General features: G+C 37.4%; 20 protein-coding genes. 9 read left to right on the plus strand and 11 right to left on the minus strand.

What is annotated here, in order from left to right; translation table 11 throughout:
* Positions 1-19: 19 nt before the first annotated feature.
* Both clpB and PH210_RS02620 read right to left on the minus strand, forming a co-directional pair.
* Entirely contained in the window at positions 20-2,614 is a 2,595-nt protein-coding gene (clpB, locus tag PH210_RS02615) for an ATP-dependent chaperone ClpB (protein WP_289982788.1), read from the minus strand.
* Between the two features lie 126 nt (positions 2,615-2,740).
* Positions 2,741-2,920 (minus strand): YjzC family protein, encoded by a 180-nt coding sequence (locus PH210_RS02620; protein WP_289982790.1) that lies wholly within the window; start codon positions 2,918-2,920, stop codon positions 2,741-2,743.
* 279 nt (positions 2,921-3,199) lie between these two features.
* Here PH210_RS02620 and PH210_RS02625 point away from each other — a divergent pair, with 279 nt between their 5' ends.
* Complete coding sequence (locus PH210_RS02625; RefSeq protein WP_483312072.1) at positions 3,200-3,892, plus strand: Crp/Fnr family transcriptional regulator; 693 nt, start codon at positions 3,200-3,202, stop codon at positions 3,890-3,892.
* Positions 3,893-3,926: 34 nt separating this feature from the next.
* Here the strand turns inward: PH210_RS02625 and mobB are convergent, their stop codons facing one another.
* Positions 3,927-4,451: a molybdopterin-guanine dinucleotide biosynthesis protein B gene (mobB, locus tag PH210_RS02630; RefSeq protein ID WP_289982791.1), complete on the minus strand. Its 525-nt coding sequence runs from the start codon at positions 4,449-4,451 to the stop codon at positions 3,927-3,929.
* Positions 4,445-5,710, minus strand: a complete 1,266-nt coding sequence (locus PH210_RS02635) for a molybdopterin molybdotransferase MoeA (protein WP_289982792.1) — start codon at positions 5,708-5,710, stop codon at positions 4,445-4,447. The genes mobB and PH210_RS02635 overlap by 7 nt, the downstream gene beginning before the upstream one ends.
* Positions 5,711-5,935: 225 nt before the next feature.
* Here PH210_RS02635 and ric point away from each other — a divergent pair, with 225 nt between their 5' ends.
* On the plus strand, positions 5,936-6,634 hold the full coding sequence (ric, locus tag PH210_RS02640; RefSeq protein ID WP_289982793.1) for an iron-sulfur cluster repair di-iron protein: 699 nt from the start codon (positions 5,936-5,938) through the stop codon (positions 6,632-6,634).
* A 35-nt stretch (positions 6,635-6,669) separates the two neighbouring features.
* Here ric and moaA read toward each other — a convergent pair whose 3' ends face one another.
* Positions 6,670-7,686 (minus strand): GTP 3',8-cyclase MoaA, encoded by a 1,017-nt coding sequence (gene moaA / locus PH210_RS02645; protein WP_289982795.1) that lies wholly within the window; start codon positions 7,684-7,686, stop codon positions 6,670-6,672.
* A gap of 287 nt (positions 7,687-7,973) precedes the next feature.
* Between moaA and PH210_RS02650 the strand changes: the two genes are divergently transcribed.
* Positions 7,974-8,672, plus strand: a complete 699-nt coding sequence (locus PH210_RS02650; protein WP_289982796.1) for a Crp/Fnr family transcriptional regulator — start codon at positions 7,974-7,976, stop codon at positions 8,670-8,672.
* A 25-nt stretch (positions 8,673-8,697) separates the two neighbouring features.
* Here the strand turns inward: PH210_RS02650 and PH210_RS02655 are convergent, their stop codons facing one another.
* Both PH210_RS02655 and PH210_RS02660 read right to left on the minus strand, forming a co-directional pair.
* Complete coding sequence (locus PH210_RS02655) at positions 8,698-9,822, minus strand: TIGR04053 family radical SAM/SPASM domain-containing protein (protein WP_289982797.1); 1,125 nt, start codon at positions 9,820-9,822, stop codon at positions 8,698-8,700.
* A 180-nt stretch (positions 9,823-10,002) separates the two neighbouring features.
* The gene (locus PH210_RS02660; RefSeq protein WP_289982798.1) at positions 10,003-10,311 is read right to left on the minus strand and encodes a metal-sulfur cluster assembly factor; all 309 of its coding nucleotides are present in this window, start codon (positions 10,309-10,311) and stop codon (positions 10,003-10,005) included.
* Positions 10,312-10,544: 233 nt separating this feature from the next.
* On the opposite strand from PH210_RS02660, the gene PH210_RS02665 reads away from it, so the two are divergent.
* From PH210_RS02665 to PH210_RS02675, 3 genes are all read left to right on the plus strand, one after another.
* Positions 10,545-11,360, plus strand: a complete 816-nt coding sequence (locus PH210_RS02665) for a Cof-type HAD-IIB family hydrolase (protein WP_289982799.1) — start codon at positions 10,545-10,547, stop codon at positions 11,358-11,360.
* A gap of 110 nt (positions 11,361-11,470) precedes the next feature.
* The gene (locus PH210_RS02670; protein ID WP_223592861.1) at positions 11,471-11,623 is read left to right on the plus strand and encodes a hypothetical protein; all 153 of its coding nucleotides are present in this window, start codon (positions 11,471-11,473) and stop codon (positions 11,621-11,623) included.
* 1 nt (position 11,624) lies between these two features.
* Positions 11,625-11,810, plus strand: coding sequence for a DUF3813 domain-containing protein (locus PH210_RS02675; RefSeq protein ID WP_289982802.1), 186 nt, complete (start codon positions 11,625-11,627; stop codon positions 11,808-11,810).
* Between the two features lie 46 nt (positions 11,811-11,856).
* On the opposite strand, the gene PH210_RS02680 is transcribed toward PH210_RS02675, so the two are convergent.
* Positions 11,857-12,618 carry a BsuPI-related putative proteinase inhibitor gene (locus tag PH210_RS02680; protein ID WP_289982803.1) on the minus strand — a complete coding sequence of 254 codons (762 nt, stop codon included), beginning with the start codon at positions 12,616-12,618 and terminating at the stop codon, positions 11,857-11,859.
* An 18-nt stretch (positions 12,619-12,636) separates the two neighbouring features.
* Positions 12,637-13,479 carry a YitT family protein gene (locus PH210_RS02685; RefSeq protein ID WP_289982804.1) on the minus strand — a complete coding sequence of 281 codons (843 nt, stop codon included), beginning with the start codon at positions 13,477-13,479 and terminating at the stop codon, positions 12,637-12,639.
* A gap of 109 nt (positions 13,480-13,588) precedes the next feature.
* Between PH210_RS02685 and PH210_RS02690 the strand changes: the two genes are divergently transcribed.
* Positions 13,589-14,446 (plus strand): DegV family protein, encoded by an 858-nt coding sequence (locus PH210_RS02690; RefSeq protein ID WP_289982805.1) that lies wholly within the window; start codon positions 13,589-13,591, stop codon positions 14,444-14,446.
* Between the two features lie 27 nt (positions 14,447-14,473).
* On the opposite strand, the gene PH210_RS02695 is transcribed toward PH210_RS02690, so the two are convergent.
* A complete protein-coding gene (locus PH210_RS02695) occupies positions 14,474-14,605 on the minus strand; it encodes a DUF3941 domain-containing protein (RefSeq protein WP_223592870.1) in 132 nt (43 codons plus the stop codon).
* Between the two features lie 72 nt (positions 14,606-14,677).
* The gene (locus PH210_RS02700; RefSeq protein WP_289982806.1) at positions 14,678-15,541 is read right to left on the minus strand and encodes a CvfB family protein; all 864 of its coding nucleotides are present in this window, start codon (positions 15,539-15,541) and stop codon (positions 14,678-14,680) included.
* 136 nt (positions 15,542-15,677) lie between these two features.
* Between PH210_RS02700 and PH210_RS02705 the strand changes: the two genes are divergently transcribed.
* Together PH210_RS02705 and PH210_RS02710 are read left to right on the plus strand one after the other, a co-directional pair.
* A complete protein-coding gene (locus tag PH210_RS02705) occupies positions 15,678-16,169 on the plus strand; it encodes a YajQ family cyclic di-GMP-binding protein (RefSeq protein ID WP_223592873.1) in 492 nt (163 codons plus the stop codon).
* A 104-nt stretch (positions 16,170-16,273) separates the two neighbouring features.
* Positions 16,274-17,146, plus strand: coding sequence for an SDR family oxidoreductase (locus PH210_RS02710; RefSeq protein WP_289982807.1), 873 nt, complete (start codon positions 16,274-16,276; stop codon positions 17,144-17,146).
* Positions 17,147-17,148 lie beyond the last annotated feature (2 nt).

Genomic DNA, 17,148 nt, shown 5'->3' on the forward strand with positions numbered 1-17,148 from the left:
TTAATGGATTAATCACTTGTTATTTTATTAAAATTGTCACTTCTTCATTTTGTATCGTAATTTCAAGGCTTGATCCATCATGAACCCTTCCTCCAATAATTTCTCGAGCTAACTTTGTTTCTATATTTCTTTGGATATAACGTTTTAGCGGTCTGGCACCATAGGTTGGATCATATCCGTTAACAGCGATGAATTCTTTGGCATCCTCACTGATTGAGATATTTATATGCTGTTCTTTTAATCTGCTCTGAAGTTCTTTTAGCATTTTGACGACAATATTTTTTATTTCTCCTAATGATAACGGCTTAAATAGGATAATTTCATCAATACGGTTTAAAAATTCCGGACGGAAATGCACTCTTAATTGGCCTAACACCATTTCCCTTGCTGTTTCAGTAATTTCAATTTCATTTTCAGAACGTTCGAGTAAAAATTGTGATCCTATATTGGAGGTCATAATAATAACGGAATTTTTAAAATCTACTACCCTTCCTTGTGAATCTGTGATACGCCCATCATCTAAGGCCTGAAGAAGAATATTGAAGACTTCCGGATGGGCCTTTTCAATTTCGTCCATCAAAACAACAGAATAAGGTCTTCTTCTAACCGCTTCTGTCAGCTGCCCTCCTTCTTCATAGCCAACATACCCTGGTGGAGCCCCAATTAAGCGTGATACTGCATGCTTTTCCATGTATTCTGACATATCGATACGAATAATATGCTCTTCACTATCAAATAAAGACTCCGCCAAAGCTTTTGCTAACTCTGTTTTTCCTACACCAGTTGGCCCTAAAAATAGAAAGGATCCAATTGGGCGATTAGGATCTTTAATGCCGGCCCTAGCCCGTAGTACTGCGTCTGCTACTAAATTGACGGCTTCATTTTGTCCGATTACTCTCTCGTGAAGAATTGCTTCAAGTTTCAATAACTTTTCTCTCTCCCCCTCAACTAGTTTAGAGAGCGGAATTCCTGTCCACCTCGATACTATATGGGAAATTTCCTCACCTGTTACTTCTTCACGCAGTAACCGATTCTCCTTTTCCGTTTCCATTTCTAAACTTTTAAGTTCTTTTTCAACTAACGGAATTTGACCATGTCTTAATTCAGCAGCACGGTTTAAATCGTATTTGTCCTCGGCTTGCTGCAGCTCACGACGAAGTTTCTCCAGTTGTTCCCTTTTTTCTTGTAACGTCTGAATGCTTTTCTTTTCTTCAAGCCATTTTGCCTTCATTGTATTTGCCTGTTCCTTTAAATCTGCCAGTTCTTTTAGAAGGGATTGTAATCGCAGTTTGCTTGCTTCATCGTTTTCTTTACTTAAAGCAGCCTCCTCAATTTCTAACTGCATGACTCTGCGTGTTACTTCATCTAGTTCTGTTGGCATGGAATCAATTTCTGTGCGAATTAATGCACAAGCTTCGTCAACTAAATCTATAGCTTTGTCCGGCAGGAAACGATCAGTTATATATCGGTCAGATAAAGTAGCTGCAGCAACTAAAGCATGGTCATGAATTTTTACACCATGGTGAACCTCAAATCGTTCCTTTAATCCACGTAATATAGAAATGGAATCTTCTACATTTGGTTCTTGTACTAGCACCTGCTGGAACCTCCGTTCTAAAGCAGGATCCTTTTCTATATACTTCCGATGTTCATCAAGTGTGGTTGCGCCAATACAATGAAGTTCACCGCGGGCAAGCATCGGTTTTAACATATTGCCTGCATCCATAGCTCCTTCTGTTTTTCCGGCACCAACAATGGTATGAATTTCATCAATAAACAGTAAGATTTGTCCGTCACTTTTTTTGATTTCATTCAGAACCGCTTTTAATCGTTCTTCAAATTCACCTCTGAATTTTGCACCAGCAATTAACGAACTCATATCTAAGGAAAAGATGGTTTTGTCCTTAAGTCCTTCTGGAACGTCTTTTCTAACAATCCGCTGGGCCAGTCCCTCTACGATTGCAGTTTTTCCTACACCAGGTTCTCCGATTAAAACAGGATTATTCTTGGTTTTCCTTGATAAGATACGAATGACATTTCGAATCTCCGTATCCCGTCCAATAACAGGATCGACCTTTCCCGCTCTTACTTCAGCAACCAAGTCCCTGCCATATTTTTTCAAAGCATCATATCCTGCTTCTGGATTCTGTGATGTCACTCTTTGGTTCCCCCTTATTTCTTTTATTGCTTTTAAAATACCTTCAGGTGTATGGTCAAAAGATTGAATGATTTTTTTCAATTCGGATTGGTTTGAATAGACTGCTGCTAAGAGGATATGCTCTACCGAAATATATTCATCGGAAAACTTTTTTGCGAATTCTTCGGCAGCTGCTAAATGCCTTTGAAGCCGGTCTGTAACATATATTTTACCGTGTTCTGCCCCAGTTCCAGTGACCTGAGGTTTTTTTTCAAGGGATTCTTTCAACCTTTTCTTAATGGTTTCAGATGGCAATGTCAATCGCTTAAATATAGATTCAAAAAGACTGTCGGGTTGATTCATTAATGCCAAGAATAAATGAGATTCATCAATCTCTTGATGATTATTTTTTACCGCTAAAGATTGCGCATCCATTATTCCTTTTTGTAACCGTTCTGTCATTCGGTTTATATCCACCGTTAGCACTCCCTTATTGACCATTTTTGACCTATTACTTTTATTATAAAACAATCACAGATTTTAAGTAAAATTTGACCAAGAAAAAAGTCATCCTGTTTGGATGACTTTTACCTTTTATAACTGTTATGGTTTTTGTTGATAAGTCCAAACACGTTTATCATTGGATGTCTCTGGAAACGGGTCTCCAGCTTTTAGTTTAATTTTTTTAGGATTAATCACATTGTCTCCAGTTTCACCCACTTCAATATACACCCCATTATTTGGTGCCTTTTTACCCGATTTGAACTGATGATTTTGTCCCATTCTTTTCCCTCCTTATCGTCTACATAATTATTATTTCCTTTTCTAGAGTGTCCATTATAGGAAGTTCTTTCATTTTTTCACATTGTTCGACAGTATTTCCTAAGAAATAAACGAATCATGTTTGACTTTTTGACGATTGTATGAATTTATTCCACTTTTATTGCTAAATATTCTTTGTAAACAATATAATTATAGTAATATCTTGTAACCAACCTTGACTGTCAGTTATTAAAAGTTAAGTAAATGATTTATGTCGTACCATTGAAGGTGGTCTTTTATATGCAGGCAGTAAAAGTAATGCCGGTATCGTTGTTACATCTCCTTGAGACCGTACACCATACTAAAAAAATTGAAAAGGGAACATTTTTATTTCAAGAAGGCTCACCAGCGGATGAAATTTATATCGTACAAAGCGGTATTTTGCAAATCAGTAAAATTATTCCGGATGGGAGAGAACTTACCTTAAGAATGTGCTCAAATGGTGATTTTATCGGTGAATTAAATCTATTTTCCCCTTCTTCCAGATATTTTTTAAGTGCACGTGTCATTGAAAGTGGCGAGGTTGCAGTAATTATGAAGGATGTTCTTGAGGAAAAACTATCGCAAAATCTTTCCCTTTCCTTTGAATTCATTAAATGGATGAGTCAGCAATATCGCAAAACTCAAACAAAATTTCGCGACCTCGTTTTACACGGAAAAAAGGGAGCTTTATACTCAACATTGATTCGATTAAGCAATAGTTATGGAATTAATACCAATAATGGAATATTGCTTGAAATACCATTAACAAACCAAGAATTAGCTAATTTCTGCGGTACATCAAGGGAAGTGGTTAATCGTTTATTAAGTGAACTTAGAAAAGAAAAAATTATTTCAATTGATAAAGGAACGATCACCATACATTATTTAGAGTTTTTGAAGAATGAGATTGATTGTGAGGATTGTCCAACGGAAATTTGCAAGGTTGATTAGTTATTAAATGGTATTCTTATTAAAAAAATCGGTCTTATTTGACCGATTTTTTTAATAAGTTTACAGTCCAGGTGATTGATGCTTCATCATTAATAAAAAAACATGGTATGTTGATATGTCCTGCAATGCGCTCTCTAATACATTCCTTCCAATAAACAACAGCCATTATATTGGTCACACTTTTTAACAAAGAAAGGTCTTCTAAATCCCTCAATATTAAAAGCTTCGGGTATTTTTTTTGTTTATATCCTTCAATTAAAATCACATCCGGATCAAAAAAACTCATTAATTCTATCTGGTGTTTAAGGCTGTTCTCCCATTTTTCTACTTGGAGAAGGAGCCTGCCATCTCCTTCAATAATCGAGGCAGCAGCTCCTGCTGAGAGATATTTTGTAGAATCCTTATTATCCACTAATTCAGGCTTGCCGCCGTGTCCGTGGTGTTTAATTACTGCAGACCTTAAACCTTTACTTTTTAAGCCTTCGATTAACCCTTCAATAAATGTAGTTTTTCCACTATTTTGGTAACCTACAATTTGAAAAATAACCGGTTTTACCATGGCCACTCACAACCAGTCTGATCCTCAAGGAGAAGAACCTCTATCTCTGTTCCTGCTGTAAAACCTCGGGTACCACCAGGTAATATCATCAAGGAATTCGCCCCTGCAAGGCTCATAATAATATTCGACTTGTCTAATCCGCTTGGTGTCGCTTTAAGTTTGCCGTCTTGAATAAATGCAGAACTGCGGACAAATCGTGTAAATGGATTTGCTTTAGGGAAATCTGCATCTAGTATAGCTTTTTCTTTTCGTAAATGCGGTTTTTCCGAAAATAAACATCTTCGGAGGATTGGCCGTACAAATAATTCAAACCCCACATAGCAAGCGGAAGGATTACCAGAAAGACCGAATAGGAGTTTTCCATTAAGATGTGCGACAGTCGTAACACTGCCCGGACGCATAGCTACTTTATTAAAGAAAACCTCTGCCCCTAAGTTTTCATAAATTTCAGGCAGGTAATCAAAGTCACCAACTGAAACTCCTCCTGTAGTAACTAACAAATCAACTTCATTCAGACTATTTTTTACTGCGTCAAAGCATGTATCAAATTCATCTGGCAGCTTCCCAAAATAATGAACCGTTCCTCCTGCCCGTTCGATTTGGGCGGCAATCATATGTGAATTGCTGTTGCGAATCTTACCGGGAACCAATTCATCGTCAACTTCTAAAAGTTCTGTCCCTGTTGCAAAGAGGCCAACGAGGGGTTTTTTCGCAACTGGGACGTGTTTATACCCAAAAGTTGCAAGCATTGCCTGAATTCCTGGATTAATTAGCGTTCCCTTTTTAACTAAAATTTCGCCTTTCTTTGCATCTTCACCTCTGAAGGAAACATTTTCACCTTTTTTAAAGCTTCGTTTAACCAATATATGTGGAATTCCATTCTTTTCATATGACTTTGCAACCTCAAACATGACAACGCAATCGGTGCCTTCTGGCATCATAGCGCCGGTCATAATTCGTATAGCTTGGTTTTGTTTGACAACCTTAGTGGAGACCATTCCTGCTCCAATATGATCAATTACTTCCATTTCAATGGGACATGATTGAGAGGCATCAGCAGTGTCTATCGATCTAACAGCAAAGCCATCATAGGGTGCCCTGTCAAAATGAGGCACATCACTTGTTGCCACTAAATCCTCCGATAAAAAACGGCCAAAGCTTTCCTCAATCAAAACATGCTCTGTTATCCCCTGTAATTGAAAGTTCATAATTTTTTTGACTGCTTCCCCTATCGCAAGCGGTATTCTTCTTTCAAACAAATGAATCGGCTCCTATCTCTAAAAAACGGTATATATTTCGCTCATTCCTAATCATTATAAGCCTACAAAAAACTTACAGACATATCAAATGTCACAAAATTGATAGAAACTTAATGAATAAAAAAAATCATTTGCAAAGTGTGATGCATATCACCAAATTTTATTCTTAATTCCAGTATGCTTATGTCAGAAACCAATTACCTTTATTTTAAGGAGGAACTATAAATGACTTTTCCATTCACTTCTACTACATTAGTTAAAGATATTGTGAATGAATTACCTAAAACAAGTGATGTTTTCAAGAAGAACCGGATCGATTTTTGCTGCGGGGGAAACATTCCACTTTTAGAAGCTGTGGCACAAAACGGACTTAATATGGACAATTTGCTTGAAGAATTAAAAATTGTTTTTGAAAAATATGAGCATGAGGAAAAAGATGTAGAAGTTTGGACAGAATCTGACTCTAATACAATTATTGATCATATTATCTCTAATTACCATCGTACTTCAGAAGAAGAATTAACAATGCTCAGCCCATATGTGACAAAGGTTTCACGTGTACATGGAAATAACCATCCAGAGCTATTAAAAGTGTACGAATTATTTTATGAATTAAAAAAAGAATTGATTGAACACATGAAAAAAGAAGAAGCAATTGTATTCCCGTTAATTAGGAAAATAGCTGACGGAACCATTGAAAATAAAGAGGAAGCCATTAATTTAGTTAATGAGCTTGAAAAGGAACATGATCATGCAGGAGAGATTTTAAGACAAATCCGTGCGGTAACCTCTGATTTCACTTTACCTCTTGATGCTTGTGGAACATACCGCTTAGTATACGCACGTTTAGAAGCGCTGGAAAGTTTGACCTTCATGCATGTGCATCTTGAAAACAACATTTTATTTCCACGATATATCGCCTAGTAAAAAACAGCCCGCTTAACATAAGCGGGCTGTTTTTAACCACCGATATAGGACATTTCAATTTTTTTGCGGTTTTTGTTTGTTTCTGCTGTTCTTTCGTCAGAATATCGGTCGTCACGACCATTCCAAATCGCTGTAATTCGCTTTTCTATATCCTCATCACTAGCACCATTTCTCATGAAATTCCGGATATCATGGCCATTCCCATTAAACAAACAAGTAAAAATCTGCCCATTTGCAGATAAACGAGAACGTGTACAGCTGGAGCAGAATGACTCTGAAACAGAAGTAATAAATCCAACCTTCACATCAGTGTCTTTATAATGATAAAGCTTGGCCACTTCCCCAAAATAGGCCGGGTCTACTGGCTCTATCTCAAAGTGCTCTTTTAACAGAAGATAAATCTGTTTTTTAGTCACGACATCGTCCATCTTCCACCCGTTCGTGGAGCCAACATCCATAAACTCGATATAGCGAAGCTCCAATCCATGATTTTTACAGTATTGTGCCATTGGAATAATATCTGCATCATTAAGTCCTTTTTTTACAACCATGTTGATTTTAACGCCAAGACCGGCTTGTTTAGCTGCTTCTATCCCCTCTAAAACCGGCCCAGTGCCTACCCCGCGTCCATTGATTTGTCCGAACAATTCATCACTTAAAGTATCAAGGCTGACATTTACTCGTTTAAGACCAGCTGCTTTTAACTCTCCTGCCAATTTCGGCAGCAGGACTCCATTTGTAGTTAAGCCAATGTCACTTAAACCTTCAATAGAAGAAAGTTTTTTCACAAGTATCGGTAAATCCTTTCGCAGCAGCGGCTCTCCGCCAGTTAAGCGGATTTTTTCGACACCTAAATTAACAAATATTTTCCCAAGACGTTCAATTTCTTCATATGTCAATAATGCCGACTTAGGCAGAAATTCAAAATCAGGCCCGAATTGATCAGCTGGCATACAGTATTGGCAGCGAAAATTACAGCGGTCAATCACTGAGATACGCAAGTCACGTATCGGTCGATTCAATTTATCTTTAATAATGGTTTTTTCCATTTTCATCCACTCCATTATTTTAAAAAAGCAAGAATTATCATAAGTGTACCAGTGTTTTACTAAAAGGAATGTTACTTTTTTCACTATCAAAATACTTTTTAATATTATTTTAATCTTAACAGATGTTAAACAAGGAGGAAATAATTGTTTATGGAAAAAAATTCAGTGTAAGTTTTCACTATATTGTCATTGTTTACATCATTTTTTTGGCTAATCTTGAGATAAAATGTTACTAACGAATCCAAAATTGACATTTATATAAAAAATATGATAGAAGGTGAAATCCTATGTTAGCACAAATGAAACCAACCCATTCTATAGAAATAAAGGAATTACTTAAATTTGCAGACCGGAGATTCAAGAGTGAGAGGGATAGTTTTTTATTTCAAGAAGGGATGGTGGCGGAAGAACTTTACGTAATTATTTCTGGAAAGATTCAAATCAGTAAAATAACTTCCGACGGACGTGAGCTATCTTTAAGGATTTGCGGAGAGAATGATATTTGTGGTGAATTGACTCTTTTTACCGATAGTCCAAAGTATTTATTGAGTGCCAAGGTTCTTGAAGAAGGCGAAATTGCCGCTATTAAAAAGGATGTCATCGAAAGTGAAATTTTCCAAAACAGTAAACTCGCCTTCGAATTTATGAAATGGATGAGTGACCATTTTCGAAAAACACAGACAAAATTTCGCGACCTTGTCCTTAATGGTAAACGCGGAGCACTTTTTTCAACCTTAATTCGAATGACAAATAGCTATGGAGTTGAAAAAGGAAATGGAATTTTAATTGACTTGCCTTTAACCAATCAAGAACTTGCCAATTTCTGCGGCACTTCTCGTGAAAGCACAAACCGAATTCTTAGTGATTTAAAGAAAGAAAATATCATCTCTGTAAAAAAAGGAAAAATTACTATTTTAGATTTACAATATTTAAAGGATGAAATTGGCTGCGAAAATTGTTCAGCTGTTTATTGCAATATCGAGTAGGATGGGAGATTTCTCCCATCCGTTTTTATTGTTCCTGTTTTTCCCTTAATGCTTTTGGAATGTAAACACAGAATGGTTCACTTTCAAGGTAATCTCCTGTCATGGCATAAGCTCTGGATCTTGAGCCACCGCAAACATGCCGAAATTCGCAAACTCCACATTTCCCCTTATACTCATCGGGATTTCTTAAGGATTTGAAAATAGGTGATTCCCGGTAAATTTCCGCTAATGGCTGCTCGCGAACATTTCCTGCTTTTACCGGAAGAAGACCACTGGGATATACATCTCCAATATGAGAAATGAACACAAAACCGTTACCGTCATTTACTCCCTTGGGAGCTCGTCCGAGTCCATCAATCGAACCTGTTAATCCCTGTTCCGTTAAAGCACTTAAATAATTAATTTCAGCTGTCTTTTCCTTTGCTTCACGCATTTTTTGCTGAATAACAACGCGGCGGTAATGCTGTGCAGCAGTTGTTTTAATATCAAAGGAAACTCGTTTGCTTAGAACATATAGCCATCTAAATACTTTTTCATGTTCTACAGGTGAAATCATATCGGATTCCTGTCCTCTTCCCGTCGGAACTAGGAAAAAGACACTCCATAATACACAGCCTAAATCTTCGACCATTTTGGCCATTTCATCAAGGTAGTTAATATTGTACCTAGAAATTACCGTATTAATCTGAATCGGGATTTCAAGCTCGTGTAAGTATTTTATTCTTTCCATTGTTAAATCAAACGATCCTGCAGTTCCGCGGAAATGGTCATGGACGTCTGCAGTCGGTCCATCAATACTGAACGCCCAGCGTGAAAGACCAACCTCTTTTGCCTTTTCAATTGCTTCTTTGGTCACATTCGGTGTTGCACTTGGAGTCATGGAAACACGAACTCCTTTTTCTACAGCATATTTTGCAATATCAAAGACGTCTTCTCGCATCAAAGGGTCCCCGCCAGTAAATACAAGCATTGGATTATTCATTTCATATATTTGATCAATAAGGTTTTTGCCTTCTTCAAACGATAATTCACGCAGATCACGTCTGTACTGTGCTTCTGCGCGGCAATGCAGGCATTTTAATTGACAGGCACGTGTAAGCTCCCAAATAACAATAAAAGGATCTTTATTAAAATCTCGGCTAAAAGCCATATGAAACGCCTCCTAATATCAGCTATTTCAAATCAAATAGCCTTTATTACTTTGTATTATAAAGGTGTTTATAGGGTAAAAAAGTGAACTATCTCACAACCTGGCCATTTAATATGTCTGTTTTGTGAAAGTGCAAAAAAAAAAAAACAACAGATCTCTCTCTGCTGTTTTTTTAGTAATTTATCTAATTCCAAGAGCAATTTTTGCATAACGTGACATCATCTCTTTGTTCCATGGCGGATTCCAGACAATATTAACGTCAACATCTTTAATTTCAGGGATATCTGATAATGCTCGTTTCACTTGGTCCACGATGGTGCCTGCAAGCGGGCAGCCCATAGTAGTAAGAGTCATTGTAACGTTTAGTTTCCCTTCTTCATCCATTTCCAGATTATAAATTAATCCTAAATTAACAATATCCACACCTAACTCAGGGTCTATTACTAATTCCAAAGCGCCCATTATATTTTCTTTTAAATCTTCATTCATATTTTCTTCACTCCTATTTATTTTTGTATTTATTATAACAAAAGCTAATTTTAAACCACATTTCCTTTGCTTTTCATCTTTCTTACCAAGTATAAAGTTTTTTTAACCCTTTTAATGTGAATTTTTTTACACTTTAGATATAAAATTGTTAACATAGAAACTATAGAAATAAAAATTTCCATAGCCGTAGTGTATCATGGAAATAAAATATTTCCTAAATAAAAGGAGTCCATATGGCAGAAAAACATTTAATTGCATTAGATTTGGATGGGACATTATTAAAGGATGATAAAACAATATCTGAAAAAACAAAGAATACTCTAAGAAAAGCGAGAGATGAAGGTCATATCGTGATGATCGCTACAGGCAGACCGTATCGTTCCAGTGAAATGTATTATCGGGAGCTCGAACTAGACACACCCATTGTAAATTTTAATGGCGCATTTATGCATCATCCACGAAATCCCAAATGGGGCTTTTACCATGAACCGTTGGATGTCAAAGTAGCCAAGGAAATTGTGGAAGCTTGCAGAAGCTTTCATTTTCATAATATAATCGCTGAAGTGATAGATGATGTATACTTCCATTACCACGATGAAAAGCTAATCGATATATTTAACTTTGGAAATCCTAAAATCACAACAGGAGATTTAGCTAATTATTTACAGGATTCCCCTACTAGTTTGCTGATTCATACTGAAGAAGATCAATTAAAAACAATTCGTGACCATTTATCAGCAGTACATGCTGAAGTTGTCGATCATCGAAGCTGGGCAGCGCCATGGCACGTTATTGAAATTATTAAGGTAGGCTTAAGTAAAGCTGTTGGTTTGAAAAAGGCAGCCGATTACTTTGATATACCTTCAGAACGAATTATTGCATTTGGTGATGAAGATAATGACCTTGAAATGCTTGAATATGCTGGTCACGGGATTGCGATGGGTAATGCAATTGATAAAGTGAAGAATATTGCCAATGATGTTACACTTACAAATGAAGAAGATGGAGTTGCACAATATTTGGCAAATTTGTTAAATTTAAAAGTTTAATCGTAATCACCATTGTTTACCTAAATGAACGAATCTTGATTGGTGCATACTATTTTATGAAGCAGCAATGCTGTTTCAATTTGAGCTATGAGCATATTGGAGGGATTCGAATGGGTAAACGAAACAAATCAAAACGCTTTGTCCAGCAAGGAAAGGATACCGTCAGCAAGCATGCGGAGCGTATTCCTTATCACATGACCTACGCTGAAGCGGAAGCTCAGAAAATGGCCAATGTGCACGAATCCTCGCTTGGAGGAATATAAAATGGGAAACCAATTGTTCCAAGAGGCACGAAGATTTGTTGAAATGGCGAAGTCTGCCAGCCCTGCTGATGTTGACTCTGCTGTCGCCAAAGCAAAGAATGCCTTAAGTTCGGCATTTGCTAATTCGACTAGAGCAGAGCAAGCACAGCTCCAACAAATGCAACAAGAGCTTGAACAGATTACTTAATTTAAATAAGAAAGGCGGAAGCTTCCAGTTGGAACTTCCGCTTTTCTTATTGTATAAATTCTAAAACTATCGGGTAAATGTTAATAATAGTTCCATTTTTATCACGTTCATAAAGATTCAACATCAAAGAACCATTATCAGGAAGTTTATCTTTTGGAAGTTGAATCGGAAGCTTAAACTTCCCCCACTCTTCCTTCCCGTCTAAAACAACCTCTTTTTCCTTTATATACTCCTTATGGCCATCCTCCACCGAATAAAATAGCCTCCTGTTTGCTTGTCTAACTTCTCCTGTAACAACATAATCCCCTTTGGTGCCTGACACCCTTACAAACCTAAATGCAGGGTTTTCTTCAGGAACATTTAGCTTTTGACTATGGTATAGCTTTGCCCGATTTTTAATGGGTTCATCATTTAGACTTATTGGCTTAAGCCAGGCATTAACCGTATAAAGACCTGAAGGTACCCTTTTACCTTTAAATTGATAATTCCATTTCTCATACCTTTTTACCGATTGATGCGGTTCTACAACTATGGTTTGAAATGCCTGAAGGAAATACCTTCCTTTTGAATAAACATACACTTCTGCCCCGGCTTGGTCGGTAATTGTTATTTCAATCATTTGCGAGGTAGGAAATTCAAAATGGAGCGGCAGGTCTCCTTCGTTTTTGATTACTATTTCAAATATCACCTTTTCAGGATCTGCTACTGGTATAAGATAAAACGAATAATTGAAATCATTCACCCCGTTCGCATTGGTATTCGTTGCTATTGAAAAGAAAAGCAGGATTACACTTAAAAGAGTTCGCATGCTAGTCTCCTTTTTCCTTTATTCTCTTCTAAAAAATCCATAAACTCCAGTTGTCTGAATGATATTTGTGAAAGCATTGGGATCAACTTCTTTTATAATTCTCTCTAAATCAAACAGCTCATAGCGGGTAATAACAATCATCATGATTTCACGAGTTTCATTCGTAAAGGCTCCTTTACCTTGAATCATAGTAATACCCCTTACAAGTTTGGCATGAATCGCTTTTTTCATTTCGTCTGCTTTTTTTGTAATGATAAAAGCGGTAAGCTTTGCATGCCGGGTATGGATAGCATCCACCACCCTTGTTGAGGTGTATAAGAAAACAAGGGTATAAAGCGCTTTTTCGGCACCATAAAGGAATCCCGCCGTGACAATGATAATACTATTTAACACAAACATATACGGACCAATTGGCTTGTCCTTTAATCTTGATAATACCATTGCAATGATATCCAGGCCTCCGGTGGAAGCTCCCCATTTTAATGTTATACCAACACCTGCCGCTACAATGACACCGCCAAAAACGGCATTTAACAATATATCGTGCGATACTTGTTTAACAGGGATTATCTCTAAAAATAAAGATGAAAGCGCAACACTAAGAAAGCTATAAACAGTAAATGACCTGCCTACTTTCATCCATCCAAGAATTGCAACTGGAATATTCAGTAACAAAAGTAAAAATCCCATTGATACGTTAATAGGTGTATGGTCACTTAATACCTTTGAAAGTAATTGAGCCATACCAGCTACCCCACTGGAGTATATATTTGCAGGGATAAGAAATAAATTCATTCCTAATGCATTTAAAAATGCACCTGCAACAACAATGATGATTTTTTGAGTTTGGAGCCAAAGCAAGAAAACGCCCTCCTTTATTTTTTATACCATGACAATTTGATAATTGTATTTTTAAGATGAAACCGATAAACTGAAACTAAATATAATAGCTTGAAAGCAGGTGAGCTTCATGCAGGTGAAAATACTGGCTGACAGCGCATGCGATTTACCTCTAAGTTTCTACGAAGATAATAATGTCACATTAATTCCCTTGAAGGTCCACATTAATGATGAGGAATTTGAAGATGTAAAAACGATTGACCCAAAAACGGTTTATGATGCCATTCGAGGCGGATCGGTTCCCAAAACCTCACAAGCTTCTCCCCTAACGTTTGAGGAGATTTTCACACAAATGGCCGAAAATAATGAAGATGGAATTTACATAGCCTTTTCTTCCGAATTGTCAGGAACATATTCCACCGCTGTTATGATTCTTGACCAAGTGAAGGAAAAATATCCAAATTTTAATTTAACGATAGTCGATACGAAGTGTGCCTCGCTTGGACAAGGTTTAATCGTCAAGGAAGCAACAAGACTAGCTGCTGAAAATGCAGCCAAGGAAAACATTTTAAAAGAAGTACAGTTTAGAAGTGAGCATATGGAGCATCTCTTTACGGTTGAAGATTTGGACTATTTGGCAAAAGGCGGACGAGTCTCTAAAGCATCTGCCTTTCTCGGCGGATTGCTGAATATCAAGCCTATACTAAATGTAGAAGATGGAAAACTTGTTCCGATTGAAAAATTACGGGGAAAGAAAAAAGTATTTCGACGTATAATCGAGCTTATGGAGGAACGCGGTTCAAATATGCAGGAACAAATTATCGGGATCAGTCACGCTGATAATGAAGAAACTGCCTTAGAAATAAAAACAATGATTGAGGAAGCGTTCCATCCAAAAGAAGTTTTCATTTCTTCAATTGGATCAGCTATTGGCGCTCATACAGGTGCAGGTACCATCGCCATATTCTTTTTAAACGAAAATCCATAAAAAAACAGAGCAGATTTGCTCTGTTTTTTATTTGTGATCAGTCGTTTTCGAGTATTGATTTTTCCCGGCCTGACGATTTTTTTCGCGCATCATATTTTTTTCATGGCGAAGTGCATTATTATCTTTTGCTTTTTTATCATTATCTGATGTATGCGGCATCTTTTTCTTACCCCTTTCAAATTACTTCACTTGTAGTTTCTGTTAATTTGAAAAAGATATGTAATCGACTTATTATTCTTTCTTGGCGTATGTCCAGCTGCCTTCCTGATATACCCTGCCATCTTTCATTAACTTTCCCAGTGCCCGTTTGAATGCACCCTTGCTTAATTGAAAACGTTCTTGTATATCCTCCGGCATACTTTTATCGTTGTATGGCATCGCACCATTTCTGCTCATCAAGTATTCATAAATCCTTTCCGCATCTAAGTCTTGCGATTCTTCTTTTCTGGCAAGCAAGGAAACGTTAATCGTTCCATCTTCCTTAATATCGATGATTCGCCCTTCAACTTTTTCACCTAAACGCGGCTCCTGCTTTCTCTGCGACTCATGAATAAATCCTTTGAAACCTTCCAAAGTGTAAACCCAGCTTCCAACTTTCGCTGTCCGGTATATGTGTCCTTGGATATTTTTGTTATAATCATTTCTCGTTGCTTTTGCCGATATAGATTGAATTACCTGATCACTTGCAAGCTTTGCATACAAAAGGGAATTTCGAGTAACCCTTAAGGTGATATAGACTAAATCTCCTTCCTTGGGCCATGCCGATCTATATGAAGGGAGGTCATCTCTTCCCAGCAGGATATCCTTTTGAAGTCCAATGTTAAGGAAAACGCCATGATCGGGGTTGATATCTGTTACCTTAACCCATGCATATTTGCCAACAGCGATTTCCGGAATGTTTGTAGAGGCAGAAATTCGTCCTGCTGAGTCAACGTAAAGAAAAACCTCAACCTGATCCCCTTCCTCTAATTCTTGATGTGCTTCATTATTATGTAATAACACATCTTCAGTTCCATCCGTTAAAAAATAACCAAATTCAGATTGTCTAGCTACGGTTAATGTTGTTGTTTGACCAATTAGTTCATTTAAAGACATATATGACTCCCCTTTTCTTTTTGGAGCTTTTATTTAAGTTGTAATAGCCTGCTATATTTTACTATAATGTACCCATAAAGGGAAACTTTAGCAGAGAAACATTTGTACATAAAAATATAAAAATGGAGGTTTTGTTATGTCTAAAGACAGCTCATTTGATATTGTATCCAAAGTTGATTTTTCCGAAGTTACCAATGCAATTACGCAAACAATGAAGGAAATTAGCACCCGCTACGATTTTAAAGGCAGCAAGAGTGAGGTTTCTCTCGACAAAGAAGAGCTTGTCCTTGTTTCCGATGATGAGTATAAAATGGATCAGTTAAAAGATGTTCTACTCGGAAAATTAATCAAAAGAGGTGTTCCAGTAAGAAACCTTGATTATGGGAAAATCGAAAAAGCCTCAGGCGGTACAGTACGTCAAAGAGCCAAGCTAGTTCAAGGCATTGACAAGGAAAATGCGAAAAAGATTAATACCATTATTAAAAACAGCGGGGTTAAGGTAAAAAGTCAGGTGCAAGATGACCAAGTACGGGTTAGCGGCAAAAGCCGTGACGATTTGCAAAAAATAATTTCCTTGGTCCGCGAAGCCGATCTTACTGTAGATGTTCAATTTATTAATTACCGTTAAAATCATGGCGAAAGGATTTTTATCCTGACGCCTTTTTTATTGTATTCAACATTAGATTTACACGAAAACTAACAGGTGAAATGATCACTTGGAGGTATTTACACATGAGCAACAAGCAAAATCAGCCAAAAGTTACCTTCCCGCCTCAACATCAAAATCATCAGCCTGGTATTGAAAGCGAAATGAATCCACTGCCTGTATCGATTGATCCCAATTATAAGCCAGGCGGGAAGCTAGCAGGAAAATCAGCGATAATTACCGGCGGTGACAGCGGAATTGGGAAATCAGTGGCCATTTATTTTGCCAAAGAAGGCGCTGATATAGCAATCGTTTACTTGGAAGAGCATGGAGATGCGGAAGAAACAAAGCAGTTAGTAGAAGCGGAGGGCCGACGCTGCCTCCTTTATGCAGGTGATATCGGAAATGAGGATTATTGTAAGGATATCATTCATAAAATCATTTCTGAATTTGGTAAGCTGGACATTCTCGTTAACAATGCTGCTGAGCAGCATCCGCAAAAAAGCCTGCTGAATATTACTTCTGCACAATTAGAAAAAACGTTCCGGACCAATATTTTTTCTTACTTTTACATGACGAAAATGGCTCTGCCCTATTTAAAGAATGGAGCATCGATTATCAATACCGCTTCCATCACTGCCTACGAGGGTAATGAACAATTACTAGATTACTCTGCTACTAAAGGTGCCATTGTTACCTTTACGCGCTCACTGGCAAAATCGCTTGCACCTCAAGGAATCCGTGTAAACGGGGTTGCACCCGGACCAATCTGGACGCCGCTTATCCCTTCCACCTTTCCTGCCGATCAGGTTGCAACCTTTGGTTCGACGACGACTATGGGAAGGGCTGGGCAGCCTTACGAACTTGCACCCAGCTATGTTTTCCTGGCATCAGACGACTCTTCCTATGTAAGCGGTCAAATGATACACGTGAACGGTGGAACTATTGTTAATGGGTAAAA

The sequence above is a fragment of the Paenibacillus sp. BSR1-1 genome, assembly GCF_030403775.1.
Classification (GTDB): domain Bacteria; phylum Bacillota; class Bacilli; order Bacillales; family Cytobacillaceae; genus Neobacillus.

Bases quoted from the DNA above. Each gene is read 5' to 3' on its own strand.
- PH210_RS02620 (WP_289982790.1), bottom strand. From the start codon at position 2,920: ATGGGACAAAATCATCAGTTCAAATCGGGTAAAAAGGCACCAAATAAT.
- PH210_RS02625 (WP_483312072.1), top strand. From the start codon at position 3,200: ATGCAGGCAGTAAAAGTAATGCCGGTATCGTTGTTACATCTCCTTGAG.
- mobB (WP_289982791.1), bottom strand. From the start codon at position 4,451: ATGGTAAAACCGGTTATTTTTCAAATTGTAGGTTACCAAAATAGTGGA.
- ric (WP_289982793.1), top strand. From the start codon at position 5,936: ATGACTTTTCCATTCACTTCTACTACATTAGTTAAAGATATTGTGAAT.
- moaA (WP_289982795.1), bottom strand. From the start codon at position 7,686: ATGGAAAAAACCATTATTAAAGATAAATTGAATCGACCGATACGTGAC.
- PH210_RS02650 (WP_289982796.1), top strand. From the start codon at position 7,974: ATGTTAGCACAAATGAAACCAACCCATTCTATAGAAATAAAGGAATTA.
- PH210_RS02655 (WP_289982797.1), bottom strand. From the start codon at position 9,822: ATGGCTTTTAGCCGAGATTTTAATAAAGATCCTTTTATTGTTATTTGG.
- PH210_RS02660 (WP_289982798.1), bottom strand. From the start codon at position 10,311: ATGAATGAAGATTTAAAAGAAAATATAATGGGCGCTTTGGAATTAGTA.
- PH210_RS02665 (WP_289982799.1), top strand. From the start codon at position 10,545: ATGGCAGAAAAACATTTAATTGCATTAGATTTGGATGGGACATTATTA.
- PH210_RS02670 (WP_223592861.1), top strand. From the start codon at position 11,471: ATGGGTAAACGAAACAAATCAAAACGCTTTGTCCAGCAAGGAAAGGAT.
- PH210_RS02675 (WP_289982802.1), top strand. From the start codon at position 11,625: ATGGGAAACCAATTGTTCCAAGAGGCACGAAGATTTGTTGAAATGGCG.
- PH210_RS02680 (WP_289982803.1), bottom strand. From the start codon at position 12,618: ATGCGAACTCTTTTAAGTGTAATCCTGCTTTTCTTTTCAATAGCAACG.
- PH210_RS02690 (WP_289982805.1), top strand. From the start codon at position 13,589: ATGCAGGTGAAAATACTGGCTGACAGCGCATGCGATTTACCTCTAAGT.
- PH210_RS02695 (WP_223592870.1), bottom strand. From the start codon at position 14,605: ATGCCGCATACATCAGATAATGATAAAAAAGCAAAAGATAATAATGCA.
- PH210_RS02700 (WP_289982806.1), bottom strand. From the start codon at position 15,541: ATGTCTTTAAATGAACTAATTGGTCAAACAACAACATTAACCGTAGCT.
- PH210_RS02705 (WP_223592873.1), top strand. From the start codon at position 15,678: ATGTCTAAAGACAGCTCATTTGATATTGTATCCAAAGTTGATTTTTCC.
- PH210_RS02710 (WP_289982807.1), top strand. From the start codon at position 16,274: ATGAGCAACAAGCAAAATCAGCCAAAAGTTACCTTCCCGCCTCAACAT.